Here is a 16,197-nt window from a genome sequence, read left to right as displayed (position 1 = left end):
CCGCCACCCGCCCCGGCACCACCTCAGCACGCTCCGGCACCGCCTCCCCAACCGCCACGACCGGCTCCACCACGCCGACCCGCGGCACCCGCGCCCGCTTGGGTGCCGGCCGACACGACGACGTCGGTGGCGGGCCGGTCGCTGCCCGGCGGGATGATCTACTTCGGGAAGCTCCCCCGAGGAGGAGACGCCCCGGGCCGGAACGTCGAGGTCATCGACCCGACGCTGCCGATCGACTGGCGCAGGCCGGACTTCGCCGGCCGGGACATGGACTACTGGCCCGCCTACCACTCGATCACGCCGCGGAGCCGGGCCGCCTACCTGCTGTGGCTGGAGGGCGGTCGGTGGGCGCCGGACGCCTACATCGGTTACGTCTTCCTGTACTTCTACGGCCTGGAGCGGCGCGCGCTGGTCGACGCGCAGCAGGACCCGGCCGCACGAGCCGACCTGCCGCGCATCCTCGGCGAGGTCGTCCGCCTGCTGACCGTCTACGGCGGCAACTCGTCGTTCCGCCAGTACGCGACCGAGTTCCAGCAGGTCTTGCGCGTCCTCATCACCAGGGGGGAGGGCCCCGCGCCCGACCCGGCCGAGCACGACAAGTGGCCACCGCCGCTCACCCTGCGCGTCGGCGTCGGCCGCTTCGCCGCCGAGGGACGTCCCCTCCCCCTGGATTGGGCCTGGTCGTGGGCCATGCTCCACCCCGAGATCTACGCGCGAACTCCCGCGACGCGGTGCCCCGATGAGTTCCGAGCGCTGTTCACCACCCGCTACCGGGCCCGGCACGGCGACGGCCTGCACGTCCGCCCGCTGAAGAGCCGGGTCGAGCTGCACTACCGCCCCGCGAGCGGCGGGTTGACCACGACGACGTGGCGTGTGGACGTGCCCGACGTGCTCACCGCGGCCACGCCGACGAAAGCGCTCAAGGCGCTGGTCGAGTCGTGCACCGACGACCTGGACGCCTACAGCCGCCTGATCGGCCGCCAACCCGAGGCGGCGGGCACGCTGCCCGCGCTGGCCCTCCTGCCGGACGAGCTGTTCACCGGTGACCTCGCCGGTCTGCGCCCGGTGCGCGAACTGGTCGACCGGACGCTCCCTGACGACGTGCGGCAGGCCCGGTTCGAGCTGGCCGACCTGACCTCCCTGTGGCCCGCCCGCACGCCCGGCAAGTTCGCGAAGGCCGACGCGGTCGGGCTGGCGCAGCTGCTGGACAAGCTGGGTGTCGGCATCGAGCCCGACGTGCGCCTGGGCTCCCCCGTGCAGAGCGCGGGACCGGCCGTGCTGTTCCGGATCACCGCCGCGCAGTCGGCGACCGCGACACCCGAGTACACCGCCGCCACGACGTTGCTCCACCTCGCCGCCGTCGTCTCGGCGGCCGACGACGACGTGTCCGCCGCGGAACGCGACCACCTGGTCTCGCACCTGGAGTCGAGCCTGCACCTGACACCGGGAGAACGGATCAGGCTGACCGCCCACCTGGACTGGCTGTTGGCCTCGAAGCTGAAGCTGACCGGGCTCACCAAGCGCCTGGGCGCCCTGAGCGACGCCCAGCGCGCCCACGTGGCCGAGTTCGCCACCGCGATCGCGGCCGTGGACGGTGTCGTCTCGCCCGGCGAGGTCGACACGCTGCGCAAGATCTACAAGCTGCTCGGGCAGGAGCCGGACTCGGTGTACACCGAACTGCACGCCCTCACCGCCGCGTCGACCCGACCCGCCCCGGCCACCGAACCCGTGGTCGTCGTGCCGAAGGACACCGGCCCGACCGGCTACCTCATCCCGCCACCGCCGAAGCCCGGGCCACCGGTCGGAGCCGTTCGCCTCGACCCGGCCCTGGTGGAGGCCAAGATGCGGGAGAGCGCGGCCGTGGCCGCGCTGCTCGCCGACGTCTTCGAAGACGAACCCGAGGAAGCGGCACCACCCGCACCGGTCGTCGCGGTGGCGCGGGTCGGATCCCTCGACGCGGCCCACTCGACGCTCTTGCGGGAACTGGCCAAGCGACCGTCCTGGAACCGCGCCGACTTCGACGCCCTGTGCGCCGAGACCGGTCTGCTGCCCGAGGGAGCGCTGGACGTGCTGAACGAAGCGGCGGTCGAGGCCGCCGACGAACCGGTCGTCGAGGACGACGGCGACCAGCTCGTGATCAACGACTACGCAATGGGAGAACTGCTCGCATGAACGACACGCGCATCCGGCCCCGCGACCGCGACGCGATCATCCAGTCGCTGCGGGCCGGCGTCGTGCCCCGCTCGGGCCAGCAGCACATCCAGGTCGGGCGTGCGCGCGAGGTCGAGTCGCTGCTGCGCGACCTCGACAGCGTCGCCGACGGCGGCTCCACCGCCCGCTTCGTCATCGGCGAGTACGGCTCGGGCAAGACGTTCTTCCTGAACCTGATCCGGGCCGCCGCGCTGAAGAAGCGCCTGGTCACCATGCACGCCGACCTGGCGCCCGATCGCCGCCTGCACGCCACCGGCGGCCAGGCCCGCGGCCTCTACGCCGAACTGGCCCGCAACACCTCCACCTCGGCCAAGCCGGACGGCGGCGCGCTGGCCGGCATCGTCGAGCGGTTCGTGTCCCAGGCCCTGACCACGGCCCGCGAGCAGGGCACGTCGCCGGAGAACGTCATCCGGCAGCGCATGGCCGAGCTGTCCGAGCTGGTCGGCGGCTACGACTTCGGCGCCGTCGTCGAGGCGTACTGGCGCGGCCACGACACCGGCAACGAACAGCTCAAGATCGACGCGGTGCGCTGGCTGCGCGGCGAGTTCACCACCAAGACCGAGGCCCGCGCCGCTCTCGGCGTGCGCACGATCGTGGACGACGCGAGCTTCTACGACCAGCTCAAGCTGCTCTCCCGCTTCGTGCGCATGGCCGGCTACAGCGGCCTGCTGGTGTGCCTGGACGAGATGGTCAACCTCTACAAGCTGACCTCCTCGCAGGCCCGTTCCGCCAACTACGAGCAGATCCTGCGCATCGTCAACGACAGCCTCCAGGGCATCAGCACCCACGTGGGCTTCCTGTTCGGCGGCACGCCGGAGTTCCTCATGGACACCCGCCGCGGCCTGTACTCCTACGAAGCGCTGCAGTCGCGCCTGGCGGAGAACGCCTTCGCCACCAACGGCCTGGTCGACCACTCCGGCCCGGTGCTGCGGCTGACCAACCTCACCCAGGAGGACTTCTACGTCCTGCTCACCAAGCTGCGCCACGTGCACGCGGCGGGCGACCCGCAGCAGTACCTTGTGCCCGACGAGGCGCTGCACGCGTTCATGCACCACTGCTCGCAGAACATCGGTGACGCCTACTTCCGCACCCCGCGCACCACCATCCGCGAGTTCCTCAACCTGCTGTCGGTGCTGGAGAACAACCCCGGCCAGCCGTGGGAACCCCTCGTCGGCGGCGTGCGCTTCGAGGCGGAGTCGAACCCCGACCTCGAACCGCTGGAGCCGGCGACGCAGGACGAGTCGAGGGTGGACGATGAGCTGGCCACCTTCCGCCTCTGACGCCCCGCCGGGGTCCTCGCAGTTCTTCCGCCTCCACCAGAAGGTCCAGCGCTGGATCCACCGGCAGGGGTGGCCGAAGCTCAACGACGCGCAGGAGCAGGCCATCCCCCTGGTGCTCAAGGGCACCGAGGACGTGATCGTCTCGGCGGCCACCGCGTCGGGCAAGACGGAGGCGGCGTTCCTGCCGATCTGCTCCGCCCTGCTCGACGAGGTGGACGACGGCGGCATCCGGGTGCTCTACGTGTCGCCGCTCAAGGCGCTGATCAACGACCAGCACCGCCGCCTCGACGAGCTGTGCGAGGACCTGGACCTGCCGGTGCACCGCTGGCACGGCGACGTGCCCGGCTCGGCCAAGGCCAAGGTGCTCACCAAGCCCGACGGCATCCTGCTGATCACACCGGAGTCGCTGGAGGCGATGTTCGTCCTGAGAGGCATGGAGATCGGTCGGCTGCTGCGCGCCCTGCGGTGGGTCGTGATCGACGAGATGCATTCGTTCATCGGCACCGAGCGCGGCGCGCAGCTCCAGTCCCTGCTGCACCGCGTCGAACTGGCGACCCGCCGTCGCGTCCCCCGCATCGGGTTGTCGGCCACCCTGGGCGACATGGAGTCGGCGCGCGACTACCTGCGCCCCGGCGACGGCGACGGCGTCCACCTGGTGACCGCCTCGCACCAGGGCGTGGACATCAGCGTCATAGTCCGCGGGTACGTCGACGAAGCGCCCACCGAGGACGAGGAACCCGATGAAGGGACCTCCGTCGAGCGGATCAGCGAGCACGTCTTCACCACCCTGCGCGGCGGCAACAACCTCGTGTTCTTCGACCGGCGCGGCGACGTCGAGCTGTACGCCGACCGGTTGCGGCGCCGCAGCGAGGAGCGCGCCGTGCCCAACGAGTTCTTCCCCCACCACGGCAGCCTCGCCAAAGACGTGCGCGAGCACGTCGAAGGACTGCTCAAGAGCAACCGGCCCGTCACCGTGCTGTGCACCTCCACGCTGGAGATGGGCATCGACATCGGCACCCTGACCTCGGTCGCCCAGGTCGGGGCACCGTCCTCGGTGGCGGGCCTGCGCCAGCGCATCGGCCGCTCCGGACGACGTGGTGAGCCCTCCGTGCTGCGCATGTACGTGACCGCTCAGGAGATCACCGCGAAGACCGCGCCCCAGGACGAACTGCGCCCCGAGCTGTTCCAGGCCGTGGCGATGATGGACCTGCTGTCCGAGCGCTGGTACGAGCCCGCCGACACCGCATCCCTGCACCTGTCCACGCTCGTCCAGCAGATCATGTCCGTCATCGCGCAGCACCAGGGCGCCCACCCGGTCGAGCTGTTCCGAGCGCTGTGCCTCTCGGGACCGTTCGCGCACATCGACAAGACCACCTTCGCCGCACTCCTGCGCGACCTCGGCCGGGCCGAACTCGTCCAACAGGAACCCGACGGCCTGCTCCTGCTCGGGAGGGTGGGCGAACGGATCGTCAACCACTACTCGTTCTACGCGGTCTTCGCGGAGAAGCAGGAGTACCGGCTGGTCCACGGCTCCCGCACCCTCGGCGTGCTGCACGTGATCACACCCACCGAAGTCGGTTCGCTGGTCATCTTCGCGGGCAGGCGCTGGAAGATCGTCTCCGTGGACGACCAGGCGGCCCTGATCCAGGTGGAGCCCTCTCACGGCGGACGGGCACCCAAGTTCACCGGCGGTCGTGCCGAGATCCACGACGAGGTCCGCCGACGGATGCGCGCCTGGTACGAGTCCGACGAGGTCCCCGGCTACCTCGATGCCACCGCCCAACGCCTCCTCGACGAAGGCCGCGCGGCCTACCGCCGCCTCGCCCTCACCCGGAACCCGGCGCTGACCGCCGGCGACGACACCATCGTGTTCCCGTGGCGCGGCGACCGCATCCTCAACACCCTCACCTCCTGGCTGACCCGCGCGGGAGTGCCGGCCGTCCGCGACGGTGTCGCCCTCACCGCGCCCAAGTGCACACCGGCCCAGCTCCGCGCGGTCCTCCAACAACTGCTCCTGGAGGACGACACCACCGCCGAGGACATCGCCGCCGCGCTGCCCGACACCGCGGTCGAGAAGCACGACGTCCACCTCGGCAAGCCACTGCGCACCCGCGGCTATGCCGCCGCACACCTCGACATGGCGGGCGCCCGTTCCGCGCTGGCCGACCTCGTCGATCGGCTGCCCGAGCACGACGTCGACGCCATCACCGGCCTCCCCCACGTCCCGCCACCCCTCGTCGTCACCCCGACGGCCTACGCGGTCGTGGACGTCGAAACCACCGGCTTCGCCGCTCGGGGACGCGACCGGATCGTCGAGGTCGCCGTCGTCCGCGTGAGCCTCGACGGAACTGTCCTGAGCGAGTGGACCTCGCTGGTCAACCCACAACGGCCGCTCGCGGCCACCGAGGTCCACGGCATCACCGAGGACGACGTGGCGGGCGCTCCCCCGTTCGCCGACCTGGCGCCCACCCTCGCCGCCCACCTGGACGGTGCCGTCGTCGTGGCCCACAACGCCTCGTTCGACCTGAACTTCCTGGACGCGGAGTTCACCCGCGCCGACCACCCGTTCACCCCGAGCGCGACGCTGTGCACGATGAAGCTCGACCACCACGTCCACCGGGCAGGCCGCCGCAAGCTGCAGGACTGCCTCACAGCCGTGGGCATGAGCGCCACCCACGGCGCGGCCCACCGAGCTCTCGCCGACGCCAAGGCCACCGCCGACCTGCTGCGCCACTACCTGGTCCACGCACCGGACCACGTGCGCAACCTCGTCGCCGGAATTGAGCGCAGCGCCTCGTAGTGCACGGCTGCGGCGAGATCGATCAGCAAGGACTCGGGCATCGATCGAGTTCCCTGGGGCGGGTTCAGATCCGACACGTAAAACGGCGGGTCCGCCCCTCGCAGCCAGTGCCGGTCGCCAACAAGACATCGACCTCCGCCTTACCGGGAGCCCGCCTTCCCCGCCCGCATTCCTCATGCCCATGCCGCGACCGACACCGCCAGAATGCAAAAGTCTTACAGAACGAGCACGGCCATGGCGATGATGTAGAAGAACGCGAACGCAGGAGGAACCCACTGCTCCAGCCTGGTCAGCGGCCAGTAACGGCTCTTGTCCCTCCCCTTTCCCAAGGCCGCCCACTCGGCACGCCAATACGGTGACGCCGGAAGTCGTTCCTCCATAGCGCCGATGACCCTGAACTTCGCCGAACTCAATTGACGGTAGGAGCGCAGGGTCCAAAACCACACGACGCACTGGGCACAAGCCATGACAAGCGCCATAAGAGTCAACGCCGAAGGCGGAGCATCCTTGCGACCGGTGAGCACCACGAGTGAGGCCACCACACCGGTGTTAATCGTCAGGAAGAAAGTGTTGGCGAGGGCACGTCGAGCGCTGATCCGGTCCGCCATCTCGACGTAGAGCTTGTACTGCTCCATGAGCGCCGACTGGTACTTCTCGCCCGCGTCGAGGTACTTGACCACGTCGACTTCGGCCGTCCACAGGTGTGCGGAGACCTCTTCCTGGACCGCTTGAGTTCGCACGAAGTAGGCACGGATCCTGTGGTGTAAGCGCATCTGGTGCTCGCGCCTCATCTTCGCTGCCGGTCATTCGGCACGGGAAGCCACCGCCACGCGGCTCATGCGGACACCTCGGAGGCGTAGCGGAGGATGCGCAGACCTTCCATGCGGATCGCCAGCGGGTAGATCGCCTGGTAGATGTTGCAGTTCGGGGAGCGGACGTCGAATCGGCCCGTGGCGCGGAACGTCGCGGCGGCGCAACCTCCCGAGCACCAGTTGCGCCACGTGCACCCCCGACAGCCGGTCTTCTCCTCCGCCAGCAGGTTCCGGATGCCAACGGGTGTGTGGCGAACGGCCCGAACGGGGTCGTCGATGCCGATGCGCCCGACGGTTTCGGACAGCTCCATGTGGCACTTGGCGAGGTTGCCGTAATGGTCGACGACCACGTAGTCGTCCCCTACCCCGCAGGACCGGCGTCGAGGGCTGAGCAGTTGCCCGCGGTCCAGGACGGAACCCAGCAGGCTCCAGCGGGGAAGCCTTTCCTCCATCACGGCGAACACGCGCACGAGGCCGTCGATCATGGCCTGTTCCTCGTACTGGAGGTCCTGGAACGTCGCAGAACAGTCGTTGTCCCGGAAGAAGTTCAGGCTGAAGGTCAGCGACCTCTCGATCGCGAAGCGCACCACGTCGGGGATGCCGTCGAGGTTCCGGCTGGTGATGGTGGTGGAGATGTGCGGCGAGAGACCTTCCGCGATCAGGCGGTCGATCGTGCGGACCACGCGTGCCGACGAGGGCTTCCCGGCAAGCGTCGGGCGCTGGGCGTCGTGCACGGCGCCCAAGCCGTCCAAGGAGATCATCACCCGGATGTCACGGCGCTTCAGGTCGGCGGACAACCCGGGCGCGATCGCCACACCGTTGCTGAGCAGGACCGCGGAAAGGCCGATGCCCGCTTCGACGCAGCGAGCGCGGGCGTGGTCGTGCAGCCGGAGCAGGACTTCCCTGTTCAAGCTGGCCTCTCCGCCTGCGTACTTCAGTCGCAGCGAACGGAACCCGTTGCGCAGCGCTGACGCGACCAGGGCGTCGACGGATCTCCGCGCGGTGTCGTCGTCCATGGAGTCGTCCGACTTGTGGACGTAGCAGTAAGGGCAGCGCAGGTTGCACTTGTTGGTGACGTGCAACCAGGCGGTGAGCTCCGTGCTGTCGCCGAACTCCGGCGTCGGAGGACTGCCGACGGGGTGCACCACGTCGAAGGCCACCAGGGTGCGGAGCGCCGCTTGGACGTCGGCCGGATTCGCCCCCGGGAACGTCAGGTCAGCGGCCCGGACGGGGGCGGCCAAGCCGGCAACCAACTCCCGGCCGGCCTGGTTCACCACGACCACACCGCCGTTGCCGCCTGGGGTGAACAGGGCGGAGTGCTCCTCGTCGACAGGTAGCTCCAGCACACCCGCAGCGCGGATCAGCGGCTCGTCCGGAAGCCGGGGCACCGGGCGCCGGGCGCGTTCGCCGCTCGCCGGGCACGCGCAGTCCTCGCAGGCGTGCACCAGCAGCTCCGCCTCGCCTGCTATGTCCAAGCTGGACAGAGCCGTGGGGCGACGCTCGGTCGGTTTCATGAAGGGGAGCCTCCTACGGCCCGGTCGCCTATCCGTTTCAAGGTCGGTCGAGCCGTTCCAACCGGGCGAACAACGAGTTCGCGGGCTTGTCAACCCGGTGCATCGACCAGCTGGCGCGCAGGTATGCATACCAGCGACTCCGCACGTCGAGCGGCAACCTCTGAAAGAGTTCACCGAAGCGGGTGAACTCTGCGGTGAGCGCCGCCGAACCATGCGACCCAACCCTGCGCTCGGCCAGGTCACGCAGCGCCACGTCGTACTTCGTCACCGTCTCGTCCAGCGCCGCGTAGTTCCCCCCGGTCAGTGAGTCGTGTATGGACAGGTGGGCGGTGATCAACGTCCACCTGGGCTTCAGGTCGGCGAACTCGTAACGCTCGATCGCGTTGACCACCGTGGGCTCCCAGGCGTGAATCTCGGCGCGATAGCGCTGATCGTTCGTCCGGGTCCAGGTGAGGTAGCAGAGTTCCAGCAGTTCGATCAAGCTCGCCGAGAGGAACCACCCGTCGGCGACCTTCTCCGCTTGGTCGACGGCGGATCGCAAATACCCCAGCCCGCGTTCCGGGTCGTCCGCGGCGAAGATCCGGCCCGCCCGGTTGAGCGCCGAGGGGTACCAGCGGACGGCGTGCTCCTCGCAGATCTCGACCGCGCGCAGGATCAGCTCCTTGGCGCGTTCCAGCGGTTGGTCGCCGAGGTCCACGTCGTGCTGTGCCGCCTGCAACAGGCAGATCGCCTGCTCCTGGTAGATCTGGCCGAGCCAGGAGGAGCGTCGCAGGTTGAGGAACATGACCTCCGCCCGCTGGTAGTGCTCCCAGGCGGTGGCGTACTCCTGGTCGTAGCGGCACACCTCGCCCGCGGTGCTCAAGGAGATGGCCATGCCCAGTGGTCGGTTGAGGCTCCTGCGTGCCTCTAACGCGCTCTGCACCAAGTCGTGCGCCTCTGTGTACTCACCCTGCAGGGCCTTCAGGTATGCCCAGTTGGTGCGGATCGAGGCCAGTTCGGCCCTGTCGTCCTCCTCACCGTCAGATCGCACGATGCCCGTGATCGCGTGGCAGGCGCGGGAGTAGTGGTCGTCGGCTTCCTTCCAGCGCCCGACGTTGCGGGCGTAGTAGCCGAGTTCTTTGCGGGCTTCGGCGATGAGCCGCTCGCGCTGCGGTGATTCCAACGCGGCGGCGTGGCGCAACGCGTGGTTGAAGTGCTCGTCCGCGTCGGCGACGGAACCCGGGATCCACATGCAGGCGTTTCCCAGCTCCTGGGCCAGCCGATAGGCCAGCGCCGGGTCGGGGCTGGTCGGCAGCGAGTTCAACAGCTCGACCGCCGGTGTCGGCTGGGCGTTCTGGACGAGGTACCGCGCGACGTTGATCCCGAGTGCCAACAGCTGCACGGGGCGGTTCGCCAGCCAGGTCCGACAGCGGTTGACGACCACGCTCACGGCGTCGAACGCCGGCGTGGACGCGACGTGCGGTGGCAAGAAGAGGTCCAGTTCGTGGTAGGCCAACTCCATGAAGTGCAGGTCGTTGCGGGCGACTGCGGCGTCGAAGCTCGCGGCGAACTCCGCAGTCCCCAGCTCGACGTCGCTGAGCAACAGGTAGTGCAGCCGGGAGGCCCGCAACTGGTCGAGCCTGCGCTTGTGCACGTCGAGCTTGGCCAACTGTTGCAGTGCGGTGGGGTTGTCCTCCGGATCGTCGTTGACGAGCAGCCGGTCCATGGCCGCGATCACGTCTTCGTACCTCGCCGCAGCAGCCTTGAACGCGTCGGCGGCCGTGCGCCACAGGCGCGTCCGCCAGGTCTCGTCCTGGTCGTGCAACGGGATCAACCGCTTGGCCAGCTCCTCCGCCAACGCGTCGTGCAGGGTCACGTCGTGCCCGTTGGCGCGAGGGCGAATCCAGGGCTGCGAGCGCAAAGCGTCCCAGGCACGTCCCCAGTCTCCCTCGCATTCCGGCGGCAGGGCGCGGTCGGCCATGACGGTTCGCCAGATCTCCATGCTCATGCTGTGCCGTACGACCGCGAGTCGCTTGATGGCCTCCGACCAGAAGTCCGCGCTCCGGAACGGAGCCACCATCCTGCGGCGGAACCGGTTGCGCAGATCGTCGTCGTGAGGTTCCGGTTCCTCGAGTTCCGGCGGCAGGTCGAACCGCCGCAAGTAGTCCACCGCCAGCTCCAGCCAGAGCGGCTGCCCTTCGGAGAGCGACACCAGCGTCCTGACCACGCCTTCGGTCAGGTCCGCGCCGATATCGCTGCCCGCGAGGAACTGCCTGGCTTCGATGTCGGTGAAACCCGGGACGGTCATGGTCACGATCCCGAGCCCGAACCGGGAGTCCCCGAGCACCTCCCTGATTGCGTCGTCCTGGTTTTCAGCGGGTCTGCCGGACAGGATGAACAGGGTGGCAGGCAGGTCCCGCATCCAGCGGGACAGGTGGGTGAGGAAGTAGGTGTTGCGAACGACCTCGACCGTGTCGAGGGAGATGACGACAGTGGCCTCGTTGTCGTCGATGAACTTCCGATAACACCGGGTGAACATCTTGCGCACCCGTCCGTAGTGGCCCGCGACCGCATCTCGGGTGATGCGGTCGGACCTGGTGGCCACGATCTTCGACAGGTAGTCGGTGAAGTCGCGGAAGTACCGACCTTCGGGGTCGAGCGCGCCGGCGACCTGCCGCTGCAGGTTCTCCATCACCCAGTACTCGGAGTCGTCCACGTCGATCGGGTGGACCCACCGCACCTCGTCGATGACGTCCCGCCCGGCCAGCGCTCGCAACATCCGCGTCTTGCCGGCCCCACCCGCTCCATAGAGCAGGACCACGCGGCTGGCCCGGTCCATCCGGACGTTGTCCACCTGCTCGAGAACGGGGTTTTCGGCGACTCGCGGAACGTAGAGTGATTCCGGCGCCCGCATCAGCCACCTCCGGCGATCGTCGCACGCACCTGGGCCACCACTTCGTCGAGCAGACCGTCGTACCCGCTGATGAGCTGGACGAACTCATCGTCGTTGAACAATTGCTGGCGAACCCCGCGCTCCATCTCCACCGGGTCGTAGAGAGCCGGTTTGATGAACCGCCGGGTCAGCTCGACCGCGATCTTCGGCAACTGCCGCGGCGTGTCCGGGCTGTCGACGCAGCAGAGCATCGTGGCCTCGTGCCAGAGCGACTCGACCAGCACCCTGGCCTGCTCAGTGCCCGCACCGGCCGGGACCCACCCGTCGTAGAACGCGCGTGCGCGGACGTGCGTGGCGTGCTTCTGCCGGATGTCCCGGTAGAAGTGCTCGTAGAGCAACTGCCGGATGGGCGGGTAGTGCGAGAGCCAGAGTTCGTTGTCGCGTGCGAGGAGCAGGGCGGTCCCCTCGATCGCGGTCCACAGGCCGTCGACGCTCCACTCGGCCGACTCGAGTGCCGCGCTGAACGCCGGGTTCAGGTTCAAGTGGTGCTTGAGGTGGGAGGTGGTGACGATCCGGTACGGGGCCAGCACCTGGACCGCGGCGAGCAGTGCTTTGTGCCGCTCCACGAGTTTGTCCCCCGCTTTGGGGAGCAGGGAGTGGATGGAGAGCAATTCCCGTTTGATGTAGGGGGTGACCACCGCGTCGAACGTGGTGTCGTAGCCGCAGGAGCCGGGGTTGACGAAGCCCTTCGCACCCGCCCACTCAAGGGACGAGACCAGCAGCGCGGGCAGGCCTCGGCTCAGGCCGTGAAGGCCCATCGCCCAGTTCTCGAGTGCCGACTCCCGGAAGTGGAGACCGGTGTCGTTGAGCACCTGACGAACGACCAGCGGTTCGAACCCGGTCAGTGACATCGAGCGGAACCTGTCGCCTGTGCTCGTGCCCGCTCCGGTCCAGCCCTCTTCACGCCGGCTGCCGATGACGACGCTCAGCCTGGGGCGGTGCGGACTGTCCTGGAGGAGCTTGCGGAGGTTGCGCAAAGCACGCCGGAACCGGCCGGTGGTGGGCAGGTCGAGCAGCTCCGCGCTGTCGAGCAAGACCAGCTGGTGGTTCGCTCGCATGGCCACGGCACCCGCGATCTCGTCGAGTCGCGCGTCGCCATCGAGGTTCGACGCAGGTGGTTCGACAGCCAGGAGCCGCGAGAGCACGCGGAGCTCGTCGTATCGGGTGTCGAGCTCCTCATCGCGCAGGTCAACCAGCCTCGTCCACCTGCCGTCCTTCTTCGAGAACCGCTCGCGCACTTCCTTGAGGAACCAAGACTTGCCCATCTTAGGCGGGGACAGCACCAGCCAGTGGTCATCGCCACCGAATGTGGTGATCCCGTCCATGATGCGTTCGAGTTCCTGGTGGCGGTTGCGGAACTTCGTCAAACCGGCCACTTCGGGCGCGGGTTCCTGCGCGAGCGGCAGTGCCCTCACCGCGTTCGTCAGCTCGTCCTCCGTGACGTGCGAGGTGAGATCGATCCAGCTCCGGATCCGCAGCCAACCTTCTTTTGGGGTGGGGGCCACTTCCAGTACATAGATGAAATTCCCACCGAGGCTGAGTTCCCGGTGCACCGCGAGTTCGTGCTCGGCCTGGCAGAACCTGGATTCGAGGGCGGCGGGCGACATGAGGGCCAGGAAGGCGTCCGCCTGATCGATCTCCCGCGGTATCACCTGCATGAACCGATCACCCGCCCGTTCCGGATCTTCGAACCGGTAAACGTCGGCGCCGCTTTTCCTGAGCTCGTCGCGAACCCGTAGAGCGATACTCGAGTCTTCCTTGGCATAACTGAGGAATACTCGCGTCACCCGACCTCACCCCCTCCGGACTCGACGGCCGCCGAGCGGAGCCTCCGAACGGCGCGCACCATACCGGGTGCAGATAACCCCCTGATCGCATCGGACCGAATTCCCGTTACGCCGTACTCGATCTTCACCCGCGTTGATGGGCGACTCGCCCCTGAACCGGTGGTCAGCGACGGACGCACTCGCCGCGCGACTACTCCTTTCCGCATTTATGCGGCGACCGTTCAGCTTGTTGAGCGAACACTCGAACCATGACACCAGACTCGGGCTCGCAACGGCACCGGCGTCTGGCCGCAAAGAAGCAGGATCACCCGAGTTGAGCAGGCGTCACCGACCGGCAGCGCGCCGGCGATCGCGGGATATCGCCAGGTAGAGGCGCCCAGGGCTCACATGCGCCGCAGACCAAGGTCTGGGCGTGCGAGCGGAAGGCTCCGACCGCCTGGTGATCGGGGTTCGGCAAAAGGTGCTCCGATTCCCGCACGACCTCATCTGACTTGGATAGTTCTGCGATACGCATTCCCGCACGACGTGGCTCACCGAACGCGTGGCCGCGCCGGCTCATCTCAGGGGCGAGGTGGAGGTGGCCAGCGGCTCCGAATCTGCTCCCACAGCGGCGCTCCCATGACCTCCATGGCTTCGAGCGCTTGGTACTTGGCACTTGAATCGACCGCTGTGGTCCTCGATGGCCCTGCCGGAAACGAGCCGCACAGACCAGCCTGTTCCCAAGTTGCAATACTCGCCGACTTGAGGGCGAGCTGCGGTATAGCTGGACGAGCGAGCCGCAACTCGTTGATGTTGTGCTACTCGAACTGGTCCTGGTGCAGCGTGTCGGCAGCTGGACACCACCTGCGCGGGCTTGCCCAGGTGCCGCTGCTTCGGTTTGGCACGGGGCAGGGCCCATGGCTTGTGGTGAGTGATGTAGACGGGTCTCCCGCGCGACCGGGAGACCCGTCGGCCCTGGGCCGGCTGGTCATTCGCTTGCTCAGGGATGCCCCCGTGGAAGGGGTGCAGGGCCAAGGGTAGTGCGTGTACGTGAAATGGCACGCGAGTGCGGTGGGACAGGGTGGGACAGCAGGCCAAGAGTGGTGTTGGCGTGGCGGGTCGCAACACCGGCAGACTGATCGACGACTCCTGCGGTCGACGGATCATCGCCGACGAGGCAGGTCGTTCGGGGCGTACCGCGACTGCGCGCCGGAGGTGCGGCGGGTCCTTGTGGGGACGCGAGCACCGGGTGTCGGCTCCTTCGGGCTGGCTGGTCACGATCACCACGGAGGTTCTGCCCGCGTTGACGGCGTGGGCAGACCTTCGTGAGCTTGTTGAAAGGATGTGGTTCACCGTGGCGAACAAGCCGGGTGGGACTCAGGACGGGTCGTCCGGGAATGAGCCGCAGGGACCTCCGCTCCGCGGCAACGGCACCGACGGGGGCGCCGGTGGTGGCGGTCGCCGCGTGGTGCACGTGCTGGAGTTGGTGTTGTTCACACTCGCGGTGACCGGGGTGCTGGTGCTCGCCGCGGTGTATGCCACCACGCCCCTGTACGCGCTGCTTCTGGTTCTGGTGCTGCTTTTCGGGGTGATGTTGGCCTCGCGGGCAGAGCCCAAGACGTTGGGGGCATGGCTGCGGCGTCTGCTCGACCGCCTGTTCGGCGGGTCCGGCGGGGTGTAAGGGGGCGTCATGGGGTCAACCGGACTTGTCGCATGCGAGCGCGGCAACCCTGCCCTGCGGGAGCTGCACCAGGCCGTCGTCAAGTGGCACCGGAGACAGTCCGGCACTCGACGGGCGCCGTGGTGGTTCGACCACGCGGTGACCTGGGGCCGGTTGCTGCCCTGGGCTCACTACACCATTGCGGTGTTCCACCTGGACACCACGTTGGAACAGCGCCTCTGGATGGAGAAGCGCTGGCGCACGGCGCGGTACGGCCGGCAAGGGCTGGAGGTCTGGAGCCCACCGGCCGATCGGGAGGAGGCTGAGCGCGAGGAGCAAAGGCGGGGAGGCAAGCGCATCGAGAGCGTCGAGGGCGTGGTCGACCTGCGCGTCATGGTGCGCGACGCGTTCGATGCGGCGGATGTCGACGGGTTTGATGAACAACGGGCCGACGGGCTCGCCAAGTCAATGATCGAGGTGCTCCGCACCTTGATCAAGGCCGCGGTGACAGGCTCGATGGTCGCGACTGCCGAGCCGTGTGCCGATGCGGGTGACCGGGTCGAGGACATGGCCGGGCAGATCTTTAACGGCAAGGGCATCGAGCAGCACAGGGCGCAGGCCCCTGCAGCGGCAGTCGACATGCCGCAAATCGGGGTCGTGGTGCCGTGCGTGTTGACCGCGGCCGAGGATCTGTGGGCAGACACCCCGCAGCAGTTCGCCGAGATGCTGGAGCGGATCCGGGCGAACTCCGGCGCGTCGGCGCGTCGCCTGGCCCGCTTGGCGAAGGTGCCGCACGGCAGCGTGCACCGGATGCTCGACCCAACGCGGGAGGTACTGCCGACCAAGCCCGACAGCGTGCGCGCATTCGTCACTGCATGCGGTCTGCCTAACGAGCAGGTCGAGCAGGTCATGCGAATCTGGGCACTGCTGCGTCCTCAGCGGTCGGTCAGGCAGGCGGACGAACGGTTGGCGGCTGATGCGTCGGTCGAGCGGGCAGAGGATATCGGCAGTCCTGATGCGCTGGTCGAGCTGGCTGTACAGGGTGACCGGCGGGCGGTGGAGGCGCTACTGGCGCTGATCCGGCCACTCGTCGTGCGGTACTGCCGGGTCAAAGTGGGCTGCGGTGAGCGGTCGTCGGCGGACGACGTGGCGCAGGAGGTGTGCCTGGCGGTGCTCAAGGCGCTGCCGACCTACAAGGACCAGGGGCGGCCGTTCCTGGCGT

9 protein-coding genes are annotated in these 16,197 nt (G+C 68.4%); 5 read left to right on the top strand and 4 right to left on the bottom strand.

Annotation, left to right across the window (positions count from 1 at the left end):
- Positions 1-102 precede the first annotated feature (102 nt).
- Genes ACFV4N_RS12340 through ACFV4N_RS12330 form a run of 3 tightly spaced genes read left to right on the top strand, consistent with a single transcriptional unit; the run spans position 103 to position 6,291 of the window.
- On the top strand, positions 103-2,172 hold the full coding sequence (locus tag ACFV4N_RS12340) for a tellurite resistance TerB family protein (protein WP_499672574.1): 2,070 nt from the start codon (positions 103-105) through the stop codon (positions 2,170-2,172).
- Positions 2,169-3,491: an ATP-binding protein gene (locus tag ACFV4N_RS12335; RefSeq protein WP_499672573.1), complete on the top strand. Its 1,323-nt coding sequence runs from the start codon at positions 2,169-2,171 to the stop codon at positions 3,489-3,491. The genes ACFV4N_RS12340 and ACFV4N_RS12335 overlap by 4 nt, the downstream gene beginning before the upstream one ends.
- Positions 3,466-6,291 carry a DEAD/DEAH box helicase gene (locus tag ACFV4N_RS12330; RefSeq protein ID WP_499672572.1) on the top strand — a complete coding sequence of 942 codons (2,826 nt, stop codon included), beginning with the start codon at positions 3,466-3,468 and terminating at the stop codon, positions 6,289-6,291. The genes ACFV4N_RS12335 and ACFV4N_RS12330 overlap by 26 nt, the downstream gene beginning before the upstream one ends.
- Before the next feature lie 215 nt (positions 6,292-6,506).
- On the opposite strand, the gene ACFV4N_RS12325 is transcribed toward ACFV4N_RS12330, so the two are convergent.
- From ACFV4N_RS12325 to ACFV4N_RS12310, 4 genes are read right to left on the bottom strand one after another with little or no spacing between them, the layout of a single operon-like run.
- Positions 6,507-7,082 carry a RipA family octameric membrane protein gene (locus ACFV4N_RS12325; RefSeq protein WP_499672571.1) on the bottom strand — a complete coding sequence of 192 codons (576 nt, stop codon included), beginning with the start codon at positions 7,080-7,082 and terminating at the stop codon, positions 6,507-6,509.
- A gap of 44 nt (positions 7,083-7,126) precedes the next feature.
- Positions 7,127-8,617: a radical SAM protein gene (locus tag ACFV4N_RS12320; RefSeq protein WP_499672570.1), complete on the bottom strand. Its 1,491-nt coding sequence runs from the start codon at positions 8,615-8,617 to the stop codon at positions 7,127-7,129.
- A 37-nt stretch (positions 8,618-8,654) separates the two neighbouring features.
- Positions 8,655-11,510, bottom strand: a complete 2,856-nt coding sequence (locus tag ACFV4N_RS12315; RefSeq protein ID WP_499672569.1) for a tetratricopeptide repeat protein — start codon at positions 11,508-11,510, stop codon at positions 8,655-8,657.
- Positions 11,510-13,336 (bottom strand): toll/interleukin-1 receptor domain-containing protein, encoded by a 1,827-nt coding sequence (locus ACFV4N_RS12310; protein ID WP_499672568.1) that lies wholly within the window; start codon positions 13,334-13,336, stop codon positions 11,510-11,512. Before ACFV4N_RS12310 ends, ACFV4N_RS12315 begins: the two co-directional genes overlap by 1 nt.
- A gap of 1,444 nt (positions 13,337-14,780) precedes the next feature.
- On the opposite strand from ACFV4N_RS12310, the gene ACFV4N_RS12305 reads away from it, so the two are divergent.
- The gene (locus tag ACFV4N_RS12305; RefSeq protein ID WP_499672567.1) at positions 14,781-14,996 is read left to right on the top strand and encodes a hypothetical protein; all 216 of its coding nucleotides are present in this window, start codon (positions 14,781-14,783) and stop codon (positions 14,994-14,996) included.
- A 981-nt stretch (positions 14,997-15,977) separates the two neighbouring features.
- Positions 15,978-16,197 (top strand): sigma factor (locus ACFV4N_RS12300; RefSeq protein WP_499672601.1); only part of this gene is annotated, 220 nt, incomplete at its 3' end.

This window comes from Actinosynnema sp. NPDC059797 (assembly GCF_042732085.1).
GTDB lineage: Bacteria > Actinomycetota > Actinomycetes > Mycobacteriales > Pseudonocardiaceae > Actinosynnema.
The sequence above is the reverse complement of the archived record's forward strand: the minus strand, read 5'-3'. Positions and strand labels throughout refer to the sequence as shown.

What these genes read in the sequence shown, in the direction of transcription:
- ACFV4N_RS12315 (WP_499672569.1), bottom strand. Translation starts at nt 11,510, where the DNA reads ATGCGGGCGCCGGAATCACTCTACGTTCCGCGAGTCGCCGAAAACCCC.
- ACFV4N_RS12320 (WP_499672570.1), bottom strand. Translation starts at nt 8,617, where the DNA reads ATGAAACCGACCGAGCGTCGCCCCACGGCTCTGTCCAGCTTGGACATA.
- ACFV4N_RS12335 (WP_499672573.1), top strand. Translation starts at nt 2,169, where the DNA reads ATGAACGACACGCGCATCCGGCCCCGCGACCGCGACGCGATCATCCAG.
- ACFV4N_RS12325 (WP_499672571.1), bottom strand. Translation starts at nt 7,082, where the DNA reads ATGAGGCGCGAGCACCAGATGCGCTTACACCACAGGATCCGTGCCTAC.
- ACFV4N_RS12330 (WP_499672572.1), top strand. Translation starts at nt 3,466, where the DNA reads ATGAGCTGGCCACCTTCCGCCTCTGACGCCCCGCCGGGGTCCTCGCAG.